This window comes from Runella rosea (assembly GCF_003325355.1).
Classification (GTDB): Bacteria; Bacteroidota; Bacteroidia; order Cytophagales; family Spirosomataceae; genus Runella; species Runella rosea.
In genome coordinates, this window is sequence record NZ_CP030850.1 from 4,631,579 (window position 1) to 4,655,120 (window position 23,542).

General features: G+C 45.7%; 15 protein-coding genes. 10 read left to right on the plus strand and 5 right to left on the minus strand.

The genetic code is table 11. From position 1 onward, the window contains the following. Positions 1–239: 239 nt before the first annotated feature. Positions 240–2,390 (minus strand): S9 family peptidase, encoded by a 2,151-nt coding sequence (locus tag DR864_RS19275; RefSeq protein WP_114068494.1) that lies wholly within the window; start codon positions 2,388–2,390, stop codon positions 240–242. Positions 2,391–2,473: 83 nt separating this feature from the next. Between DR864_RS19275 and DR864_RS19280 the strand changes: the two genes are divergently transcribed. Beyond that, positions 2,474–5,338, plus strand: coding sequence for a metallophosphoesterase (locus tag DR864_RS19280; RefSeq protein ID WP_114068495.1), 2,865 nt, complete (start codon positions 2,474–2,476; stop codon positions 5,336–5,338). On the opposite strand, the gene DR864_RS19285 is transcribed toward DR864_RS19280, so the two are convergent. After that, complete coding sequence (locus DR864_RS19285; RefSeq protein ID WP_229599418.1) at positions 5,328–5,831, minus strand: (deoxy)nucleoside triphosphate pyrophosphohydrolase; 504 nt, start codon at positions 5,829–5,831, stop codon at positions 5,328–5,330. The genes DR864_RS19280 and DR864_RS19285 overlap by 11 nt on opposite strands. Positions 5,832–5,962: 131 nt before the next feature. On the opposite strand from DR864_RS19285, the gene DR864_RS19290 reads away from it, so the two are divergent. Continuing rightward, positions 5,963–7,471 (plus strand): DUF4301 family protein, encoded by a 1,509-nt coding sequence (locus DR864_RS19290; RefSeq protein WP_114068496.1) that lies wholly within the window; start codon positions 5,963–5,965, stop codon positions 7,469–7,471. Between the two features lie 90 nt (positions 7,472–7,561). Here the strand turns inward: DR864_RS19290 and DR864_RS19295 are convergent, their stop codons facing one another. Then, positions 7,562–10,048 carry a T9SS type A sorting domain-containing protein gene (locus DR864_RS19295; protein WP_162793962.1) on the minus strand — a complete coding sequence of 829 codons (2,487 nt, stop codon included), beginning with the start codon at positions 10,046–10,048 and terminating at the stop codon, positions 7,562–7,564. Positions 10,049–10,199: 151 nt separating this feature from the next. Here DR864_RS19295 and DR864_RS19300 point away from each other — a divergent pair, with 151 nt between their 5' ends. Together DR864_RS19300 and DR864_RS19305 are read left to right on the plus strand one after the other, a co-directional pair. Further along, positions 10,200–10,910, plus strand: coding sequence for an ATP-binding cassette domain-containing protein (locus tag DR864_RS19300; protein WP_114068498.1), 711 nt, complete (start codon positions 10,200–10,202; stop codon positions 10,908–10,910). An 81-nt stretch (positions 10,911–10,991) separates the two neighbouring features. Then, positions 10,992–11,651, plus strand: a complete 660-nt coding sequence (locus tag DR864_RS19305; RefSeq protein WP_114068499.1) for a hypothetical protein — start codon at positions 10,992–10,994, stop codon at positions 11,649–11,651. A gap of 72 nt (positions 11,652–11,723) precedes the next feature. Here DR864_RS19305 and DR864_RS19310 read toward each other — a convergent pair whose 3' ends face one another. Then, on the minus strand, positions 11,724–12,974 hold the full coding sequence (locus DR864_RS19310; RefSeq protein WP_114068500.1) for a bifunctional 3,4-dihydroxy-2-butanone-4-phosphate synthase/GTP cyclohydrolase II: 1,251 nt from the start codon (positions 12,972–12,974) through the stop codon (positions 11,724–11,726). A gap of 149 nt (positions 12,975–13,123) precedes the next feature. Here DR864_RS19310 and DR864_RS19315 point away from each other — a divergent pair, with 149 nt between their 5' ends. The 5 genes from DR864_RS19315 to DR864_RS19335 all read left to right on the plus strand — a co-directional run bounded on the left by DR864_RS19315 (position 13,124) and on the right by DR864_RS19335 (position 19,057). Further along, complete coding sequence (locus tag DR864_RS19315) at positions 13,124–15,064, plus strand: T9SS type B sorting domain-containing protein (RefSeq protein WP_162793964.1); 1,941 nt, start codon at positions 13,124–13,126, stop codon at positions 15,062–15,064. A gap of 332 nt (positions 15,065–15,396) precedes the next feature. Then, positions 15,397–16,854, plus strand: coding sequence for a CotH kinase family protein (locus DR864_RS19320; protein WP_114068502.1), 1,458 nt, complete (start codon positions 15,397–15,399; stop codon positions 16,852–16,854). After that, complete coding sequence (locus DR864_RS19325) at positions 16,855–17,661, plus strand: polyphosphate polymerase domain-containing protein (RefSeq protein WP_114068503.1); 807 nt, start codon at positions 16,855–16,857, stop codon at positions 17,659–17,661. A 27-nt stretch (positions 17,662–17,688) separates the two neighbouring features. Continuing rightward, positions 17,689–18,351 (plus strand): DUF4956 domain-containing protein, encoded by a 663-nt coding sequence (locus DR864_RS19330; RefSeq protein WP_114068504.1) that lies wholly within the window; start codon positions 17,689–17,691, stop codon positions 18,349–18,351. Next, a complete protein-coding gene (locus DR864_RS19335) occupies positions 18,344–19,057 on the plus strand; it encodes a DUF2490 domain-containing protein (RefSeq protein ID WP_229599419.1) in 714 nt (237 codons plus the stop codon). The genes DR864_RS19330 and DR864_RS19335 overlap by 8 nt, the downstream gene beginning before the upstream one ends. A gap of 36 nt (positions 19,058–19,093) precedes the next feature. Here the strand turns inward: DR864_RS19335 and DR864_RS19340 are convergent, their stop codons facing one another. Beyond that, positions 19,094–19,870, minus strand: a complete 777-nt coding sequence (locus DR864_RS19340; protein WP_114068506.1) for a type III pantothenate kinase — start codon at positions 19,868–19,870, stop codon at positions 19,094–19,096. Positions 19,871–20,106: 236 nt separating this feature from the next. On the opposite strand from DR864_RS19340, the gene lacZ reads away from it, so the two are divergent. Further along, entirely contained in the window at positions 20,107–23,511 is a 3,405-nt protein-coding gene (gene lacZ / locus DR864_RS19345; protein ID WP_114068507.1) for a beta-galactosidase, LacZ type, read from the plus strand. Positions 23,512–23,542: the final 31 nt, after the last annotated feature.

A 23,542-nucleotide genomic window follows, 5' to 3' on the forward strand; every position in this document is an offset into this window, starting at 1 on the left:
GGGATAAAATGCGGGGCGGTGAAAAATTTATAAAACCCCGACAAAGGAAGAATGTCTTTGCCGGGGAGACTTATTCAAATCGTTGAGTAGAGATAATCTACTTCACAAATTCGGAAATTATGCTTTTTTGTCAATACTTTTGGGGATGAATGTTGGTAATTTATGGGTGAAATATATGATTTTGGTATATATGAGAGGTTGGAATCAGTGTTTACCTCCGTCATTTATATACCAATATTTTAGTTTGAGATTCCCATTTGAGATAAAATAAAAGCAAAATTAAAAGCCTCTTCTTTCAAATAGTCAAACCGTCCAGTGGCGCCACCGTGGCCCGAATCCATGTTGATTTTCAACAACAATATATTATTGTCGGTTTTGAGGTCACGGAGTTTGGCAACCCACTTGGTAGGTTCATGAAAGCCTACTTGAGAATCATTCAGACCGCCAGTGGCCAGAATTGCGGGATAATTGGCTTTTTTAAGGTTATCGTAAGGAGAATACGTCATCATGTAGTCGTAGTCTTTCTTGACATTGGGGTTTCCCCATTGCTCATATTCTTGCGTAGTGAGGGGCAAACTGCTGTCGAGCATGGTGTTTATGACATCAACAAAGGGAACTTCGGCCACTACTACTCTAAATAAATCAGGACGTAAATTGGTGACTGCTCCCATCAAAAGCCCCCCTGCACTTCCTCCGTTGATGGCGAGTTTTGAGGAAGAGGTATATTTTTCCTTGATTAGATGCTCGGCGCAGGCGATAAAATCAGTGAAAGTGTTCATTTTCTTCTGCAACTTTCCATCTTCGTACCATTGTTCTCCTAAGTCAGAGCCGCCGCGTATGTGGGCAATGGCATAGACAAAGCCTCGATTTACCAGACTGAACACATTGGCGTTAAAATTGGCGTCGGTTGAATACCCATACGAGCCGTACGAATACAACAGACAAGGATTGCTCCCGTTCAATTCCATCCCTTTTTTGTATACAATCGACAACGGTACTTTTACCCCATCTTTGGCGACGGCCCAGAGGCGTTTTACTTCGTAATCGTCGGCATTAAAACCACTCGGCACTTCCCGCTCTTTGAGTTTTGTGGCTTGGTTGGTCACCATGTCATAATCATAAATGGTGGTTGGCCGGTTGAGAGACGTGTATGAATAGCGAAACTTAGTTGAAGTAAACTCGGGCGTGCCGTTGGAGTAGGCCGTGTAGACGGGTTCGGGGAAATTGACCGTTTTGGTAGCTCCGCTTGCGATTTCCCGCACATTCATTTCTAATAATCCGTTGACCCGTTTAGTGACGACCATGTATTTTTCAAAGACTTCGATTCCTTCAATCTTAGCTTTTGGGTCGTGAGCGATGATTTCTTTCCATTTGGAGCGGTCTTCATAACCCTGTTTTGGGGCTTCATATACCTTTTGGTTTTTGTTTTTGGGGTCTTTCCAAGTGATGAAATAACGGTCAAGATAATCATCAATCCCATACTGTATGTCTTTCTGACGGGGCAAAAATGACTTGAATTCATCGTTGGGGCGGTCGGCGGGGAGCAGGTAGGCCTCGGAGCTTGTAAAACTCGTGGCGTAAATGGCAATCATTTTTTTCGTTTTGGAACGACCCACGTAAGCGTTAAACAATTCGTCTTTTTCTTCGTAAACTAAGGCGTCGCTTGGGTTGCCTAATACGTGTTTATAAATGCGGTGCGAGCGTAATGCTGCGTTGGGTACGTTGTAAAAAACAGTTTTGTTGTCTGCTGCCCAAGTAATACCGCCAGCCATGCGGGCTATTTTGTCGGGCAATTCTTGCCCAGTGCGGAGGTCTTTAAATTTCAGTTCATACTCAGCATACGAGCCAGTGGTGTTACTCACGTACGCCATTATGTTGTTATCATCGCTTATTTCAAAACCGCCAAAAATGAAAGCGGGTTTTCCTTCCGCCATTTTGTTTTGGTCTAAAATAACCTCTTCGGGAGCGTCTAAACTTCCTTTTTTGCGGCAATTGATGCTGTATTGTTTCCCTTTTTCTTGGCGAGAATAATAATAGTAGCCGTTGTCAAGAGACGGTACAGATTGGTCTTCTTCTTTGATACGCCCTTTCATTTCCTCAAAAAGCGTTTTTTGCAACCCTTTTGTGCTGGCCATCACGGTGTCGGCGTAGGCATTTTCAGCCTTTAGATAAGCGATGGTTTCTGGGTTGGATTTGTCTTTAAGCCAAAAATAATCGTCGGAGCGTTGGTAGCCGTGATTGGTAAATATTTGCGGTTTCTTAGGAGCTTTGGGAGGTGCTGGGAAATCAGCTTGGGTAAACACTTTGGTTTGTTCAGGCGAGGTCTTGCAAGCTGAAATACAGAGGAATAACAGCACGTAAAGGCCAAAGGCCATTTTGATTGTTTTCATGAAAAAAAAGGGTTGAGAATTAGGAGACCAAATTAGTGAAAAAATGTGCATTTTTGTTTACTCTTTCATGCCAATCCTACTTTATGATGTATTCGTTGTGTAAAACTTTCCTTATCGCAGGTCTTGTGACCGTGGTGGCAACAGAAATTTGGGCTCAAAAAATCGTTCGCGGGCCTTATCTCCAACTTGGGACTCCTACGAGTATTGTAATACGGTGGCGAACCGATGTTCCTGCCAATAGTAAAGTTAGTTTTGGACTTGCTGCCGATCAGCTAACCCGCATCGCTGTGGATGAAGCCGTTAGTACCGAGCATGAAGTGAAATTAGGTGATTTACAGCCTAATACGGTTTATTTCTATTCGGTTGGTACAACCAGCAGTGTGCAGGGAAGTGGCAATGATTATTATTTCAAAACCGCCGCCCCTGCTGGCAGCAAACAAAAAATACGTATTTGGACCATGGGCGATATGGGCAGCGGTACACCCAATCAGCTGAGTGTTCGTGATTCGTACATGAACTTCATTAAAAAAAATAACCGCACTACGGATTTGGTGTTACTGCTGGGAGATAACGCTTACGGTACTGGAACAGAAGAAGAATACCAGAATAATTTTTTCAATATCTATCAAAATCACTTTTTGAAAAACAATGTACTTTGGGCTGTTCCGGGCAACCATGAGTATTATTCGGGAGATCAAAACAAGCGGGAAGTTGCGTTCTTCAACGTTTTTTCCTTCGCTCAAAATGGAGAAGTTGGAGGGGTGCCGTCTGGTACCAAGATGTATTATTCATTCGATTACGCCAATGTTCATTTTGTGGGCTTGGACTCCCATGGCATAGAAGAAGGAAAGTACCGACTATACGATACGCTTGGCCCGCAAGTAGCTTGGTTGAAGAAAGATTTGGCCGCCAACAAACAGCCTTGGACCATTGTGATGTTTCACCACCCTCCATACACTAAAAATTCGCACGACTCAGATGCCGAAATTGAGCTTGTCCAAATGCACAAAAACCTTACGCCTATTTTAGAGCGGTACAAGGTTGATTTGGTCTTGAGCGGGCATAGTCATTTATACGAACGTTCAAAACCTATGCGGGGGCATACCGAGCATTCGAGCACATTTGATCCTAGTAAGCACGTCGTCAATATGTCATCAGGTCGATATGATGGATCGCCTAATTCCTGCGCCTATATCAAAAACCCCTCTACTGAAGGAGTTATATACGCGGTCGTTGGTTCTTCGGGCCAAAACAATGGTTTCAATGGCATACCTCACCCCGCGATGCCTTTTAAAAATGCGACGGTTGGCGGGTCAGCGTACATTGATGTAGAAGACAACCGTTTGGAATTTAATTGGTTAGGTTCAGACCAAATTGTTCATGACCAATTTACTATCTATAAAAATGTGAATAAAACTACCGAGCTGAAAGCCCGACATGGTGAAGTGGTAAAACTGGCGCCATCGTGGAAAGGAAGCTATTTCTGGCCAGATGGCAGTCGCAAACCGACCAAAGAACTGTTGCTTCTGGGTGATACGACCATCATCGTACGCGATAGTCTTGGGTGTTTGGAAGACCGTTTCAAAATCGAGGTATTTCCCCGCCCCAAAATTACGACCGAAACCCTTAAAACTGTTTGCAGCGGGGAGCAATTGACGGTGCCATTTTCGGTTACCGATACCGACGCCGCCAAATGGACCTATACCGTGCAGCTGTCGAATGCAATGGGTGGCTTTGAGAAGCCCATTGCATTGGGTAGTGGCAGTGGAACATCAGTTACTGTCAACATTCCCGCAAATCTTTCGGCTGGAGAAGGCTATAAAATAAGGGTCGTTGCCAACGCACAGGGGTTTGATTACACACCTTCGGCGGCGTTTAGCCTGCGCCAAAAAGCAACCGCCACGCTGAAGGGAGATGCAACCATTGACGCTGGCAAAACTGCGAATCTCACGCTGACTTTTACGGGTTCAGCCCCGTGGACTTATCGTCTTTCTGACAATACGGGCGGTACTACCTCCGCCAATCCGTTGTTGCTGACTGTTAATCCGTTGAAAACCACGGTGTATTCTTTTTCCGCCCTTACAAATGCCTGCGGTGATGGCTCTACTACTGGTAATGCCCGGGTAGCGGTGGTACCGCGTATCGAGACAAGTGTACCAGCTACGGCGGTTGTGTGCAACGGAGCTACGTTGGATGTGTCTTTTGCGCAGGTAGGGCAATTTGAAACAGTGGTGAATTACGTAGCGCAATTGTCAAACAAAGATGGTGATTTCTCTACACCAACGCTTATCGGTTCGGGCAGCCAAAGTCCCATCAAAGTCACCATTCCACTTTCGGCGACCGTTGGAATGGGCTATCGAATTCGAATCGTTCCTGAGAATAATACCGCCACCAACATTGCGCCTTCGGGGGCATTTGCCATACGTCAGCGTGCTTCGGCCACCATCAGCGGTGATACTGCCATTAAATTTGAAGAACGGGCTTCTTTAACCTTGCGCTTTGAAGGTACGCCGCCGTGGACTTATGCGCTTTCCGATAATTCAACGAATACCGTCGATATTTCACCATTTACCGTTGCGGTTTCCCCGACCGTTCCCACGGTTTATACCTTAAAATCAGTCACGAATGTATGCGGCGCGGGGGTAGTGAGCGGAAGCGCGTTGGTGAAGGTGATTATTACGGGCACCGTGCAGGAAGAAGAAAATAGGATAAAAATATTCCCCAATCCTGCCCAAACAAAAGTGAAAGTAGAGGTGAATACTCCTCAAAGCCAATCACTGATATGGGAGTTGGTAAATGTAGATGGTAGAATAGTGAAAGAGGGGAGTGTAAGAAAAAGTCAGCGGAGCAGTTTTGAGATAGACGTCGTAGAATTACAGTCAGGAACCTACGTGTTGCGAATTGCGCTGGGCGAACAAACGATTGTCAGAAAACTGATTAAACTCTAACCTTTGATTTATTCCAGCAAAGCGCTCGTTGTTCTTTGTATTTGAGATAAGTATCAATTACTTCCAAATCGGCATCAGCCCAGTCTACTTTTGAAAGTTGGTCGATGCGTACCCATTTGTATTGCGCATGTTCGGTAAGAATGACGGGTGAGCTGGTCATGCGACAGATATAAGGCACCAAACAAATAATACGATTACGGCTTGGATCTTCTTTGTAGGCAGGAGCGAGGCGGGGGCCGATTTCAATTTCGATGCTCAATTCTTCCATGATTTCTCGGTGAAGGGCTTCGGTTTCAGATTCGCCTTCATCCACTTTTCCGCCGGGAAATTCCCACTTGAGCGGTAACGACATGGCGCTACTGCGTTGAGCGGCAAACAATTGCCCATCTTTTTCGAAAATGGCGCAGGGAACCATCACGATGTTTCTCGAATGTTCAGATGGGGTAGACATATAATGGGTGATTTTTTGCACAAAGGTACGACGGAAAATCATTTGTGAAGGGTTTTTTTATCAAGCGGTCGTCAACTTGAGAAATATTTTTTACTTTCAGCCCAAGTTACAAGTGGTTTTTGACCTGTATTCCCTTTATTGTGTAAGATTTTATTCAACCCTTTTATAAAATTATGTTTACGGAAAAAGATTATCAGCAAATTGCCAAACAGGGCATTCCAATCGAAACTATCCAACAGCAAATCAGTCACTTTGTCAACGGTTTTCCGTATCTCAAAGTGCTCAAAGCCGCTACCGTAGGGGATGGAATTGTACGGGTCGAAGAAAACGAATTGGAGGCATTGGTGAAGGCGTTTGACGCGCAGGCAGACCAAGTGTCTTTGTTGAAATTTGTTCCCGCTTCGGGCGCCGCTACGCGTATGTTTAAGGCGTTGTTTGCGTTCAAGGATGAAGGTAAAAGCGATAAATCCATCGTTGAGTTTAGCGAACGCTTGCGCGATTTTGCCTTTTTTGAAGACCTCCAAACCATCATGTCCACGGAGGGCGGAGCCATTGAAGCCGATATGGCCGCGGGAGAATTTCGGAAGATTGCGGATTATCTGCTCACGGGCAAGGGCCTGGATTACGGCAACTTACCTAAAGGACTCCTAAAATTTCATGCCTATCCCGACGGGGCCCGTACGCCTGTAGAAGAGCATTTGATTGAAGGTACAAACTATGCAAATTCGGGTGGCAAAGTGCGCATTCATTTTACCGTTTCGCCAGAACACCGGAGCCGTTTTGAAGCCTTGATTGATGCTGTAAAACCACTTTACGAAGATAAATTTGGGGTGGTTTATGACATTAGTTTCTCAGAACAAAAACCGTCGACAGATACCATTTCGGTCAACTTAGATAATACCCCTTTCCGCAATGCCGATGGCAGTTTATTGTTCCGTCCTGCTGGACACGGAGCATTGTTGGCCAACCTCGACGAGCAAGACGGTGACGTGGTCTTTATCAAAAATATTGACAACGTGGTTCCTGATAGTCTGAAAGAAACCACCTTTACGTACAAGAAAGTGCTGGGGGCTTTATTGCTGAACTACCGTCAACAAGGTTTTGATTTTCAGAAGCGAATGGAAAGCGGTGAAACCAGCGATGCCCTGCTGGAAGAGTTGACCCACTATTTTGAAAAAACCTTGTTTACATTACCTCCCGCAGGATTTGAAACGTCTTCTTCGGCGGAGAAATTAGCCTATTTCCAACAAAAACTGGATCGTCCATTCCGTCTTTGTGGTATGGTTCAAAACGTAGGAGAACCTGGCGGCGGGCCGTTTTGGGCGAGCAACCCCGACGGAACGACGTCGCTCCAAGTGGTTGAATCAGCGCAGATTGACATGACAGATGCAGCCCAAAAAGCCCTGTTTGATACGGCTACGCACTTCAACCCTGTCGATTTGGTGTGCTCGTTAAGAGGCTATAAAGGCAAGAAATTTGAATTGATGAAATACGTAGACATCAATACGGGATTTATCACCCAAAAATCAAAAGATGGTAAAGACCTCAAGGCGCAGGAGTTGCCGGGATTGTGGAACGGCTCCATGTCTGATTGGAACACGGTATTTGTAGAAGTACCTTTGATTACGTTCAACCCCGTAAAAACTGTCAATGACTTGCTTCGTAAAGAGCACCAGTCATAGGAAAGTGTTAGAGAGGTTAAAGGTTAAGGTGGCTAAATTCAAAGTAAGAGTCCAAAAACCTTTAACCTCTCAATAGTATGATTCATTTATCTATTCCTTCACCATTTTTGTGCTGAACCAACGGTCGTTTATTTTTACCTTCATAAAATAAACTCCAGGGGGAAAAGAATGGGTATCCACGGTTTCTTCATACGTGGGGCGAGATTCCCAACGATTGCTTTTTAAAATTCTTCCCTGATTATCCACCAATTGCCATTCGGTTGTGGCAGTACTGGATATGCTGATATTTAGTTGTTTGGCTATAGGATTAGGAAAAAAATTGATTCCGCTTTTGATGAGGTCGGCGATGCTGGTGATAATCACGTTGGCAAACGCACTTCCCGAAACATTCCCAGTACCGCAGGTATTGCTCACCGATTTGAGGGTGTAAGTGGTGGGCAATTGCGGAGCAACCGTCAGCAACGCTGGGCTGATAGAGGTGGTGCCAGTGGTATTATCCGATAAAGTGTACGTCCACGGGCCATCACCGCTAAACTGAATGACCAAAAAAACATCTTCTCCTGGCTTGAGTGGTGTTGTGCCACCACCGCTTAAAACTGCTCCAGGACGCCGCCCCAGAAAGAAAGCATTGGTAGGTACTAAGGTGATGGCCGAACCTCCCGTGGCAACTACCCTGATGCGATAGCTACCACCTACGGGCGTAGTGGCAGGAATAGAAGCAATGATTGGGCTTTGGGTACCAGTGCCTATCAGCACCGGGTTGGTAAATGCGCCCAAGCTGTCAGAAAGTTGCACCTGAAAACCAGTCGTGCCCGACAATACGCCGCCAACCGTAAATTTGATTTCCACGTCTTTTCCCGAACAGATGGCAGTACTTGGATTCTCAGTCAACAAACGGGGAATGACTGTGACGGGTGCACTGCCCGATGTAGTGCCTTCCCCACACACGTTTCGTACCGAGCTTACCACATAGGTTGCGGTTTGGGTGGGTATGATATTGACCGTAAAAGGGGTTTTGGTTGCGGTGGCAGTACTGCCATCAGAAAGGGTAAATGTCCAGGGATTTTCTCCCGTAAAATTGAGCGTTAGGGAAGCTGTTTCTCCGAAATTAACGGTTGAACTTCCGCTCAAAATGGCAGTAGGGCGTGCCCGAATCGTAAAGGCTGGGCTATTAATAGACGAGGCAGCTGCACTAGCCACTACGCGCAAACGGTATCCAGTGCCTGCCACAACGTTGGTGGGAATGCTAACGGTGATGGGGCTACCCGCTCCTGAAGCTAAAACGCGCGGGGTGGAAAAACTTCCGGCTACATCTGAAAGCTGTACGGTATACGTAACGGGGGTGGTGAATGTACCTGTTACCAAAAAAGGAAGGCTTATGTTGGTTCCGACACAAACCCCGCCCAAAGCCACATCTGCTACGCTGATTTTAGGCACTACCGTGACGGTAGCGGTTCCTGAAACCGTTCCTGCCCCGCAAGCGTTGCTGACCGACATCAAGCTGTAGTTGGTGGTTACCGTTGGATTAACAACGAGTTTCGTGGGGTTAGTGGAAGTTGTCGTTGCGGGGCCAGAGGCAAGTTGGTAGGTCCAAGGTGCATCACCCGTAAACGCAATGCTTAAACTTGTCGTATCTCCTATACCTACAGCGGTCGTTCCACTGAGGGTTGCAGTTGGTAAGGGTTTGACCGTAAATGCGTTGCTGCTGACATACGTAGCCACCGAACTCGCAATAACGCGAACCTGATAATTTCCTGCGGCCAAGTTGGTGGGTAAGGTTACATTCAAAGGACTGACAGTGCCTGAGCCGAGGGTGATGGGTGCGAGAAAACTTCCTGCGGCGTTAGAAAGTTGAGCGGTATACGTGACTCCAGGGCTAGCAAAAGTGCCCGTAACGGTGAATGGAACCGTTACGGCAGCACCTGCGCACAAACTTGTGGCGGTGAAATCTGTCGTGATGCGTGGAAAAACCGTGACTCGTGCGCTGCCAGATACGGTGCCGGGGCCACAAATATTGGTGACGGATTGCAGCGTGTAGGTGGTTGAAACCGTGGGTTGTACCAATCCTTTGAGTGGGTTGAGCGAGGTAGTTGCCGTGTTGGTATTGGTAAAGGTATACGTCCACGGGCCGTTGCCTGTAAATGCAATAGATAGTTGGGCCGTACCACCAACGTTGATACTTGTATCACCGCTCAAAAAAGCGGTGGGTGGTTTGAGCATCATAAAAACCGCGGAGGGGGTGTAGCTCACGCCCGTTGTGTCTGTAATCACGCGCAGGCGATAGTCTCCGCCTAAGGTACTTGCGGGGAGCGTTACTTGAATGGGGCTTCTGGTACCCGTGCCTATGGAGGTTAGGTTGGTAAAAACGCCGGCAGCGTTTGAAAGCTGGACAATAAACAGCCGATTGGTCGTGGTCAGATTAGATGTTACAAACGATACGGGTATGGTAGCGCCCGCGCAGGCCGTACCTCCGCTTACGTTGGAGGTGACAATGGTGGGTAACTGAGCAAAAAGGGCGTTTTTTGCCAACACTAACAACAAAATCAGTACTAACTCAACACGTATAGACAATCTCATAAAACGTTTTCCGTTAAATGTTATTCGCTCGGTATAACTCCTTAAAAAGAGGATATTATCCTTCGGACATTCAAACTGCATTTTTTCCTGCTGACAAAGATACAAGACCCTACGCGAGAATTTTGTATTTTCGCCCCAATTCTAGAAAATCATGTCCATTCGGATTCAACATTTAACCAAAGTATACGGCAGTCAGAAGGCTGTCAATGATGTAAGTTTTGACGTTAGTCGCGGCGAAATCGTCGGATTTTTGGGGCCAAACGGGGCTGGAAAATCAACGACGATGAAAATCACAACCTGCTATTTATCGGCTACGAGCGGTCAGGTGGAAGTTAATGGTTTTGACGTGGCGCAACATTCTATGGATGTACGCCGGAGTATTGGGTATTTGCCCGAACACAACCCGCTTTATACCGACATGTACATCAAGGAATTTTTGCGATTTGTGGGTGCTTTATACCATTTAAAAGGCGAAACCCTGACGAAGCGGGTGAGTGAAATGATTGAAATCTGTGGGTTGGAGGTTGAACAACGAAAAAAAATAGGCCAACTGTCCAAGGGCTATCGCCAACGCGTCGGACTTGCGCAGGCGTTGATTCATAATCCGCCTGTATTGATTTTGGATGAAGCCACAACGGGTTTGGATCCCAATCAATTGGTGGAAATTCGCAACTTGATTAAAACCGTGGGCAAAGAAAAAACGGTTTTGTTTTCATCTCATATCATGCAGGAAGTAGAAGCGATTTGTGACCGGGTCGTGATTATTAACCGCGGGCAGGTCGTGGCCGACCGTTCCCTGAAAGACTTGCAAAACGAAGGTAAGCCGTTAGAGATGGTTTTTCGGGAACTTACGACGCAATAGTCGACCTTTATTCTTCGTTTTGAAACATAATTTTCGATTTTGACGTAATAGTAAAAGAGCGTATTTATTTGAAAAACAACCATGAGAAAGACTTATTTAATACTCGCATTTGGTGTGTTGTTGACCTATTCGGCAACGGCCCAAAGTACGGCTAATCCTGATGCCCCGCCGCCGCCCGTTCGTCAGAATGAAGGCCCTATCAAGGTGCTAGACGCGCCGCCTCGCAAAAGCGAAGACCCTCAACGCCCCCCTTCGGCACTTGATAAAATTCGTTTGGGCGGTAGTATCGGCCCGTTATCGTTTGGTACTTTTACAAGTATCGGAATTTCACCAATAGCGGGCTACCAAGTAACCGAACGTTTGTCTTTGGGAGGAGGCCTTAGCTATACTTATTCAAGTTATAAAAATCCATATACGAGGGTTAAAACTAACTCAAATAACTACGGCGGTCGTTTTTTTGGGATGTTCAATATATTTGAAAGCATTAATTTAAATGCTGAATATGAATCATTAAATGTAGAATATCCTGATTTTACCTCCCAAATTTATAGAAGAACTTGGCTGAATTCAGCGATGGTAGGAGCCTCTTATTCTACCCCCATCGGAGGGAGATTTGTTAGGGCGTTTAACTTGATTGTTTTGTATAATTTAAGTTATAATAACTTGGTAAATCCAAGCGACCGAACTCAAAACATCTACCCAACGTCTAGCCCGCTGGTGATTAGGGCGGTGTTGTTTTAGGCCCAAAAGGATTATAAACCAAAAGCGCCTTACTGAGCAAGTAAGGCGCTTTTGGTTTAAAAAAACAGGGTATTATTCTTCTTTGACGGTCGTGAACTGCGTCAGGCGGTGCCCCATTTTGTTGTATTTGGTCCGAAGATAATCCTCATTGTGGGGATTAGCGGCCATTTCGATTTGAATATTGTCCACAATTTCGAGCCCGTACCCCATCAATCCAACGCGCTTCTTGGGGTTGTTTGAAATGAGGTTGATTTTGGTCAGGCCCAAATCCCGCAAAATTTGCGCTCCTACACCGTAGTCGCGTTCATCCATCTTGAACCCTAATGCAAGATTGGCTTCCACGGTATCCAAACCGTTTTCTTGTAATTTGTAGGCTTTGAGTTTGTTGATTAAACCAATACCTCGTCCTTCTTGATTCATGTACAAAACCACCCCTTTTCCAGCACGTTCGACCATTTGCATGGCGGCGTGGAGTTGAGGGCCGCAATCGCAGCGGCATGAACCGAAAATGTCGCCCGTGGCGCAGGAAGAATGGACGCGTACCATCACGGTTTCGTCTTTTTCCCAAGAACCTTTGATTAATGCCAAGTGGAGTTCATCGGTGTTTAACTGGCGGTAAGCAATCATGTCAAAATGGCCCCATTCGGTGGGCATGTCGACCGCTATTTCGCGTTTGATGAGTGATTCCGTGCGGAGACGATAGGCAATCAAATCTTTGATAGACACCAACTTCATTCCGAATTTGTCGGCCAAAATGCGCAATTGAGGCAAACGTGCCATGGTGCCGTCTTCGTTCAGGATTTCGATAAGCACCCCTGCTGGTTTTAACCCTGCAAGTCTGGCAAAGTCAATGGTGGCTTCGGTGTGACCAGTACGGCGCAATACCCCTCCTGGCATAGCCCGAAGCGGAAAAATATGTCCCGGACGGCCCAATTCTTCAGGTTTTGTTTCGGGATTCACCAGCGCTTGAATGGTTTTGGCGCGGTCGGAAGCGGAGATGCCAGTGGTGCAACCGTAGCCGAGCAAGTCGACAGAAACCGTAAACGGCGTTTCGTGGGTGGAGGTGTTATCACCCACCATCATTTTAAGACCCAATTCTTCGCAGCGCTCTACGGTGAGTGGGGCGCACATCAACCCACGTCCTTCGCGGACCATAAAATTCACCATTTCAGGGGTAATTTTTTCGGCAGCACAGACAAAGTCCCCTTCATTTTCCCGATCTTCGTCGTCTACTACAATGATGATTTTTCCATCCCTAATATCGGCAATGGCATCTTCAATTCTATCAAGTTGTATGGAATTGGTATTATTATTGCTATCCATGTATCAAGTAAAAAATAGTTTGTCAAAAATTACGTTTTATGCTTACTTACCCGCTTGAGTTGATTCATTGTGAGCATGGTTGTGCAGTTAAAACAACTGTGGGCAAAGATACGTTCTTTGAACGGAACGAAAGAAGAATAACCAAATCTATGAGAATCTATCTTTTACTTGCTTTGTTGACGCTGTCTTTTGTAAGGTCTTATGCCCAACAACTGGTCGATTTATGTGCAACACCTGCTGCACAGTCGGGCTTTACTATTGTCGGGCCTTCTGTGGGGTGTACTCCTTTTGAAGTAAAAGTTGAAAAAACAGTAGGAGAAAACTATACCTATGTTTATGATTACAAGGGTGGAACCATTCCTCAAAGCATAGCACGTGGAGATACTACAAAAGCCACGACTTTTAAATATGCTAAACCTGGAACTTATAAAATTTTACAATATGGCAGCAACGGAGCTGGTGCAATCACCTGCAAAACGGTAGAAGTACTTCCTCCGCCAAACTATACGGCTAAAGCCTGTAGTAATCGAAAAATTCAAGTCACGATTGCCGATGACAGTACCACCAAACGCTATGAAAGTTTTACCATTGATTGGGGTGATGGCAAAGAAAATGTTTCTAAAGCGGGAATATATACGCACTCCTACAATTCAGCAACTAATGTAGCGACGGTTTTTGTCACGGGGAGCTTCGGGGGGCAATCATTAGGTTGTTCGATTTCTGTTGCGCCTATTGTTCTTAACAGTACGGACTTATCAACCACTTCAATTCGTAAAGTAACTCTAAACAACGACGGCTCAGTAGCGGTATTGATTAAAGCACCGGTAGGAACGACAACAGCGGTGCAGGTAAGTCAGAATAACGGAACTTTTACGGGCCTTCCAGGACAAATAACCCTCACAAGAGACACAGCAACCATTACAATCAAAGACGTAAATGCGCTGAAAGATACGTACTGCTTTCGACTGAATACCAACGATGGATGTGCCAATAATGCGGCTTTAACCTCCAATGTGGTTTGTGCTACGCCTTTAGAAGTAAAAGCCGAAAACCGCCAGAATGTGGCTGCATGGAAAGAATATCCCAACGCTGCCGATTTTCAGAGTTATCGTATTACGCGTAATCTGGTAAGTTTGGGCGGCGCAAGTGTGCGTACTAATACTACCCAAACCGATGCCAATGTGACCTGCGGGGAGCAATATTGTTATCAGGTAACGGTCCGATTAGCGGGCGGAGCTGAGTCGGTTTCACCTTCGGTATGTGTAAAGGCCATCTCTACGGAGTTTCCGTCGGTGGTTCAAAATGCGTTTGTTACGGTAGAGGATGAAGGGAAAATAAACATTTTTGCTACCCCTCCCGCTTCGGGAGCGACCCCCGCTAAGTTCAAAACGATTTTCTTCCGTACAGAAAACGGTAGCGGAGACTTTAAAGAAATAGCGTCGTTGGACAATGCACTTTCGTACGTTGATAATGCCGTGAATTCCAACCAGCAATCCTATTGTTACAGGATTGCGTACGAGAATTCCTGCGGAAACCGCTCGCAGCCTTCCGAGCCTCTTTGTTCTATTTATTTATCTTCCAAATCAGGTTCAACGGTCGATTGGACGCCAGAAACGCCGTTTTTGGTACCTGTCAATCGGTATCAACTGGAGATTCTGGACGAGCAGGGAAATCCATACGACCAAGTTCCAGTGGGGGTCAATACCAGCTATTCGCCTAATGTTTCTGACCAGCAGCTGTTTCGGTACCGGATTTTAGGGTTTGCGCAGGGCGGCGGCGGCAACAGTTACTCCAACTATTACGTATTCAAGAAGAATGCACTGTTGTTTATTCCAGATGCTTTTTCTCCCAACGGCGACAATGTCAATGATATTTTTGCCCCTAAAGGTCAATTTGTGGATAAGTCGCGGATGATTGTGTATAACCGCTGGGGACAGGTTCTTTTTGAAACCAGCAACGCACTCGAAGGCTGGGATGGCACTATCAACGGGCAGCCTGCCGTGGAGGGAACGTACGTATTTCGGATTGAAATAACCGACTCGTTGGGCGCTAACTTCGTCAAAACGGGGACTGTTTTGTTAGCGCGTTAGCGTTTTGTACGGTGAGTTTTATCCAATGCGACGATAAATGACTGATGCGCCCTACAAAATTGAAGCAGCAGAAGTCGTGCTTTGTATTTTTTTGTAAACTTCTCTCTCTATTTCGCCGTACAAATAGGCCAAAGCCTTTCTCGCCGGTGGTTGTAAACTGCCAATAAATAATCATCGATTACCTTCAATTCGAAACCTTCCAACGCATAGGTCTGATAGGCTGTGTCGAAAATAGGCATCAGAAACTGCCTCTGGTGATAAGGTTTTTCGCAACGATGACGCAAAAACTTGCGTATACATCAAAAAATACCTGAACACCAATAAACACTACTATGAAATCGATTCACTATACGCTGCTTACTGCTGCGCTGTTATGGGTAGCCTCGGCCTGTAAGGATAAAACCACAGACTTGGTGCCGCAAAATGCCAATTCCGATTGGACCACAGAATCGCACAGTAATGATGTAGCCCCCAATTATGACATTGTTTTTCCGCAAAATCAGGTAAATACCTTGGAAATTACCATGACGGCCGCCGATTGGACTGCTATCAAAACCGATATGCAAACCAAAAGTGGGACAGCTTTTGGGGCGGGTGGAGGAGCGAGTCAGGGAGGAATGGCTCCTGGCGGAATGGTGGGCGGCGTTCCTCCTGGGGGAAATGGAGCTGGAGGCTTGGATATTATTCCGGGAGACCCTATTTACGTGGCTACCACCATGAAATTTAACGGAAAAGTTTGGAACAACGTCGGACTCAGACTCAAAGGCAATTCTAGCCTTTCGTCTATCTGGCGGGCTGGAATTTATAAATTACCGTTTCGCCTCAAAATGGATGAATACGAAGACAAATATCCAGAAATCGACAATCAGCGTTTTTATGGATTTAAGGAATTGTCAATGTCGCCAGCCTTTTCTGATAACTCGCTCATTCGAGAGAAAGTAGTAGCGGATATTTTTAGAATGGGTGGCGTTGCAGCGGCTCGGACGGCGTTTTATAAAGTATATCTAAATTTTGGCGATGGTCTTAAGTATTGCGGCGTTTATACCATGGTCGAAATCATTGATGACACGATGGTCAAAGACCAATTTGGGGAAGGTAAAGGCAATATCTACAAACCTGAATCAACGTTTCAGACGTTTGTGCAATCGCAATTTGAAAAGAAAAATAACGAAACCACCGCTGATTACAGTGATGTACAAGCATTTGTGGCAGCCCTCAACAGTACAGACCGCACCACTAATGCCGCCCAATGGCGTAACAATCTGGAGAAAACGTTCAATGTAGATAACTATCTTAAATTTTTGGCCATCAACAATACGATTGTCAACTGGGATACCTACGGGGCCATGGCGCACAATTATTACTTGTATAATTCGCCCACCAATAGGCTCACCTGGATTCCGTGGGACCATAACATGTCGATGACGAGTACCACTGGTGGCGGAAATGCGGGCGGTGCTGGTGGCGGCGGGCGAGCGGCGGTGTCTCTGGCCATGACCGAAGTAGGAACGGGCTGGCCGTTGATTCGCTACGTGGCGGCTGACCCTGTGTATTATGCCAAGTACAAACAATATGTTAGAACATTCGCGGATGAAGTATTTACGACGGCCAAAATGAATGAGTTATTTGATAAGTATGCCAATTTAATTACGCCGTACGTCAACGGAACGGAAAAAGAGGTGGCACCGTATACCAATCTTACCAATACGGCCGCTTTCGCCACCGCTCTCACGGTGTTAAAACAACATGTATCAACGCGAAATCAGGCCGTTAATACCTTTTTAAAATAGATGGCAGCGCAATTCCTCACCCCCACTATTGTACAGAAAATAGGATTATATGATTCTATTTCGCTGGCCGAAATGGACGGCGTCAAACTCATGAACCGCACCGATGCTAAGTTTTTGGTTCCCTTAAAAATGCTACCTGCGTTGTTGGAGGATTTGCGTCCGTACTATCGTTTGTTGGAAATCAACGGGCATCGGATGTGTGATTATGAAACGCTCTATTTTGATACGCCTGATTTACGGTTTTATCACGATCATCAAGCAGGACGGTTGAACCGGTATAAAATTCGGCAACGCAAGTATGTTCATAGTAACACGATTTTTACGGAAGTAAAATTCAAGAATAATAAAGGACGTACGATCAAGACCCGGATTCCGAATCAAAAAACCGTCAATACTATCCTGACCGAGGAAACGAACACGTTTCTAAGCCTACAAACACCAGTTGATCCCGCTACGCTGATGCCAGTCTTGCGGGTGGATTATACCCGGATTACCCTTGTAAGCCGCACGACCACTGAACGCTTAACGCTAGATTTGAATTTGACGTTTCACAATGAGGGAAGCCGCAAAAGTTATGAACAATTGGTGGTGGCCGAAGTAAAACAAGATTCGCTAAAACATTCCCGATTTTTGGATTTAATGAAGAAGTATCAACTGCGGGAAGGCTCACTGAGTAAGTATTGTTTGGGCGTTATTAGTCTTAATAAAACCGTCAAACACAATCGATTTAAAGCAAAGTTGAAACACGTGTTCAAAATAAATGCCCGATGTACTTCCTTGCCCGAAAATAGCCATTATTCTGCTTAACATTGTCTGATACCTAACGATAAAAAAATGATTTTTCTCCAAGAGTTTGCCACTGCCGACACCTTTGAATGGTTTAATAAACTTCCCGAAAAGTTTTTCGTACGCTTGTTAGTTGATTTGCTGACGGTCACGATTCTGGTCCGACTGATTTATTACCGCCTCTACCGTCGTACTGACTTGTTCCTGACGTTTTTCGGTTTCAATTTGGTCATTTTTCTCATTACGTATCTGCTCAATAAAGTGCAGATGTCGATGGGAGCGGCCTTTGGGTTGTTTGCCGTGTTTTCGATGCTCCGCTACCGCACCGAAGGGCTTTCGGCCAAAGACATGACTTATCTTTTCATCGTCATTTCGCTGGGTCTTATCTCAGCTATTATCAAAGGAAGTTGGGACGAACTGGGCTTGGTCAATGGTATGATTGTACTGACTGTGTGGCTGTTGGAGGGTAATTGGCTTATCAAACGCGAGTTGACCAAGGTTGTGCAATACGACAAAATTGACCTGATTTTACCCGAACGGCGTGCCGAATTGATTCAAGACCTGCGGGCACGCACGGGGTTGAATATTCACCGGGTAGAAATTCAAACCATGGATTTTCTAAGAGATTCGGCCCTTATTATGATTTTTTACTACCAAACTGCTGCCAAAAATGAAAAAAAAGTTGAAGAAAATATTTTGGAAAATGCATAAATTAGAAAATAACCCTGCGCTTTTTAAAGGATTGCCAAGGCATTGGTTTATAGGAGTTTATATTTCATTGTTGCTGTTGATTTTGCCAATGGTGGGTTATTCGCAAGCCGCAGATATCGGCCTTTGGGCGGGTGTGGGAGTGGAGAAAAAAATTACAAAAAAATGGTCGGTCAATGTCAATGTGCAATCCCGTTTTACGGACGATATTTCTGTTTTAAAAGCGTATTTGGGGGAAGTCGGCCTTTCCTACAAACTTACCAAGCATTGGGAAGTGAGCGGGTACTATCGCTACATAGCCCGGCGTAAAAGAAATGAGGATAAAACTGGCTATGAATACCGTTCGTACAACCGTTTTTATGCTGATTTAGCCTATGATCATAAGCTTTGGAAGTTGAAATTTGATTATCGTCTTCGGTACCAAAATCAGTTTCAAGATGATGAAAGTGCGGCCGAAAATAACAGCAGCTACATCCGCAATAAATTTGAGTTGTCGTATCCCAATAAATCGCGTTTTACGCCCTACATTTCGACCGATTTTTTCTACGAAATCGGCAATGGTTTTGACCAAATGCGTAATAAAGCGGGCGTAGAAATTGCGCTCAATAAGCACCATAAACTGGAATTGTCGGGCTTTACCGATTACCGTTTGATTGGAAGTCAGGAAAATCGGTTTCTGATTGGCGTGGGCTATAAAGTAAAATTTTGAGGTTTGGGGCGAACTGGGGCGAGTTTTTGCCCCGTTTTATATACTTTTTTGTTTAACCTTCTCGCCTATAATGCGCAGTCCATCAAGCGTCAGGCTTCGATTTACTTCCACAAACTCGCCGTGTAAGGTATCAATAATGGAGGATAAACCACCCGTAGCCAGCGCAATACAATCTCCGTCGAGTTCGCGGCGGATGCGCGTTACCATACCCCGCACCAAACTTTCATAACCCAACAAAATCCCCGCCTGAATGGCGTGGGTTGTATTTTTTCCAATGGCGGATTCTGGCAACTTCAACGGTACTTCTGGCAACTGAGCGGTGTTGGAAAACAAGGCTTTGACGGCGGTTTTCAGGCCTGGCGCGATGGCAACGCCCAAGATTCGGCCATCTCCTGATACAGTCGTAAAGGTAAGTGCTGTACCGAAATCTACCACCACGGCATTCCGATTGTATTTGGTAAAAGCCGCTACGGCATTGGCCACGAGATCGCTGCCGATTTCGTGCGGATGGTCTATTTCCACTTTTAAATCAGGGTAAATATCGGGCCCGACCACTACGGGAGGCTCCCCAAAGAGGTTGGATAGCATGGTGCGCAGGGTGGGCGTCAGCGGCGGAACCACACTGCTTAAAACCGTAATTGTGACATTCTCCAAGGCTAGGTCAGCCTCTAAAAAATGAAGCCGTAATTTACTTTCAAAATAATTCGGAGATTCTTCGGGCAGTGAACGCGTACGGAAGATGTGCGTCCATTCTTCATTTTGCCAAATTCCAAAAACGGTGTCAGTATTGCCTACGTCAACGGCTAAAAGCATGATAGACTGAGGTTTGTGGTGGTATATTTTTTGTAAATATGAAATGTTTAGTAGGGCAAAATCAGCTCAAAAATTCAATGGAATCTATCAAAAACGCCGATGCGATTCGTGTGTATAGGTCATTTTTATCCAATATTTAGCCGTGTTTTTTCGTTGTCTTTCTATTGGTTCAGCCAAAAGTCCTTTATTTTGTGAAACTGAGTTGCGTTCTGGAAAATTTAACCCGCTAATGATTTATGCGCAAGTTAAGCGTTTTTTTATCCCTCTTACTACCTTGTGTTGGATTTGCTCAAGATTTGCCCGACTGGGAAAACCCATCGGTTATCAGCCGAAATACCGAACGGCCTCATACGACGATTATCCCCTACGCCGACGAAGCATCGGCGCTTAAATCTGACCGTGCGGCGTCGCCTTTTTTTAAATCATTAAACGGAACGTGGAAATTTAAGTGGGTTTCTCACCCCTCCAAAGTGCCTGGTGATTTTTTTCAGGTCAATACTAATATCTCAGGTTGGGATGATTTGCCCGTTCCTTCCAATTGGCAGGTGGTGGGCGCGCGCGAAGGCCGCGCGTATGATCGGCCTATTTTTACGAACATAAAACATCCTTTTCCGACCAAACCGCCTCGTATCACAAGCGATACCAACGCCGTAGGGCTGTATCGTACGTCATTTACGATTGCTCCCAATTGGCAGGGGCGTGATGTGTTTTTGCATTTTGCGGGAGTTCAATCTGCCTGCTACGTGTGGGTCAACGGATTGCAGGTGGGGTACCACGAAGATGGTATGACGCCCGCTGAGTTTAACGTTACAAAATATTTAAGAGCGGGCGAAAATCAACTTACGGTGCAGGTCATCAATTGGTCGGATGGAAGTTACCTCGAAGACCAAGATTTTTGGCGTATTTCAGGTATTTTCCGTGATGTTTACCTGTACGCTGCACCTACGATTCACGTCAGAGATTATTACGTGGTGACTGATTTGGATGAAAACTACCAAAACGGTACCCTTAGAGTATCGGCTTTCGTCAAAAACTTTTCGGCGCAGGTTCAAGATAAATACCAAGTCAAGTTTAAACTTTATGACCCCGACGGGCGAATTTTTCAGGGAGAATTCGTGAAAAACGTCCCGATGATGGACCCCAAAGATGAGTCTTATCTGACCCTCAATGTGCCTATTACCTCGCCCGCACGCTGGACTGCTGAGACGCCAAATCTTTATAAATTGGTGATTCAGGTGGTAGATGGTGAGGGAAAAACGGCAGAAGTGCTTAGTACCCGTGTGGGTTTTAGGGAGGTGACGCTCAAAAACGGACAGTTATTGGTCAATGGGAAAGCTGTTATGTTTAAAGGGGTGAATCGGCACGAATTTGACCCCAATACGGGACGGACAATCAGCCGTGAATCCATGATAAAAGATATTTTGTTGATGAAACAGCACAATATCAACGCGGTACGCACTTCTCACTATCCCAACGATCCTCTTTGGTACGACCTATGCGACGAATATGGCTTGTATGTCATTGACGAAGCCAACATTGAAAGCCATGAATTGTGGCAACAAAAAGGAATTGTGCTGGCCAATAATCCCGATTGGAAAGATGCGTTTATTGCCCGTGGCAAAGCCATGGTAGAACGCGATAAAAACCATCCTTCGATCATTATTTGGTCGTTGGGCAATGAGTCGGGGATGGGTAGTAATTTTCAGGACATGGCGCAGATTATCAAGTTGATTGATCCGACGCGGCCTATTCATTACGAAGGACGGTCCAATTATCCCAAAACATTTGAAGAGATTAACCAACCAAGCACCAATTTCGACATTAATGGCACGATGTATCCTTCGGTGAAGGTCATGGAAGCGATGGTTGAAAAAGACCCGAGCCGACCCTTGATTATTTGTGAATACGCCCATTCGATGGGAAACAGCGTCGGTAATTTGCAAGAATACTGGGATGTTATCGAAAAACACCCACGGATGCAGGGTGGATTTATCTGGGATTGGGTTGATCAGGGGTTGTTCGTTAAAGATAAAAACGGACGCTCGTACATCAATCACGTCAATTACATCGACGGCGCCAATGCGGGCGACGGCCTGGTGAATCCAGATCGCACCCCTCAACCCGAAATAAACGAAGTAAAGCACGTGTATCAGTACGTAAAATTTACGCCGAAAGATACAATCTCCCCCCAAAGTCAGACCGTCACGCTCATTAATAACTACGATTTTCTGAGCCTTAGCCCTTTTAAATTGGTGTGGCAATTGCTCGAAAATGGAAGGCCGATTCAGCAGGGCGAAATCGCTTCCCTAACAGCCGCCGCTGGAAAGAGTCAAAATGTGACCATTCCGTTTACCATTCCAGGGGGCGCTGGAGGTGAATATTTCCTGAATTTAAGTCTGAAACTGAAAGAAAATATGCCTTGGGCGTCGACTGGGCATGAAGTGGCGTTTCAACAGATGTACATTAAAACGTCGCCAACTCCTAAGCCGTTTCTGACGTGGCCTACCAATGCTACGGTAAAAGTAGGACTCATTCGGGGAGGAGGGATTCAACTGACCAACTCACAGTTTAAAGTGGTGTTTGATCGCAAATTGGTGGGTATCAGTTCGTTCGTTTATAAAAATCATGAGTTAATTGGGCAACCGCTCCAACCTGAATTTTGGCGGGTCCCGACCGATAATGACGAAGGTGGAGGAAGTGCGGGTTTTGCAGAACGTTGGCGTATGGCTGGCCTAGATAGCCTTCGGCGCATAGGCGGTGATATTCGGGTGGAGCAGATAAGTCCTTCTATTGCCCGGGTACACACCCAAACAACATGGGTGGGAAAAGTAGGTACTTCAATTGTCCACAAAACCACCTATACGGTATACGGTTCGGGAGATATGCAGGTCAAAAACAGCGTTCTCGTGAATGGGAATAATGTACCTCCCCTCCCAAAAGTAGGGATGCAGATGCAACTCCCCTCCGTGTATCGTAACCTGAGTTGGTATGGCCGAGGTCCGTTTGAGAGTTATAGTGACCGCAAAACCGCAGCACTTATTGGAGAGTACAGCGGCAAAGTGCTAGACCAGCACTTTCCGTACATTATGGCACAGGAAAATGGTAATAAAACGGATGTGCGCTGGGCGGCAGTGACGGATTCCTTGGGTTTTGGTTGGCTGGTTATCGGTGAGCCTACGCTCAATTTTAGCGCCAAAGATTATACCGATGCGGATTTATTAGCGGCTAAAACAACGCAAAATCTACCGCGTGGAATGGTCACAGTATTGCATTTTGATCATCAAATGATGGGACTTGGTGGGGATGACAGTTGGACCCCGCGTACACATCCTGAATTTCTTTTGACCGAAAAAGAATATAATTATTCCTTCCGGTTACGTCCTTTGGATGCTACCGTACAAATCGGAACGGTGGTCCAGACGGTTTTGCCCGAAATAACGGCCCAGTCGCAGGCCGCCTCCGAATTGGGCGCGCCAGCGGCAATTGTGAAGGAAGCACCTACGGGTGTCGTATCGGATGAAGATCAAGAAGCGGCCATCAAAAAAGCGGAAGCTCGGAAGTACGTAAAGAAGAAGCCAACTCGTAGAAAATCTTCTTCCAAAAAGAAAAAGTCTTCGTCAAAAAAGAAGAAAAAACGCTAATGGTTGCTAGTTATAAACAAAAAAGCCGGGA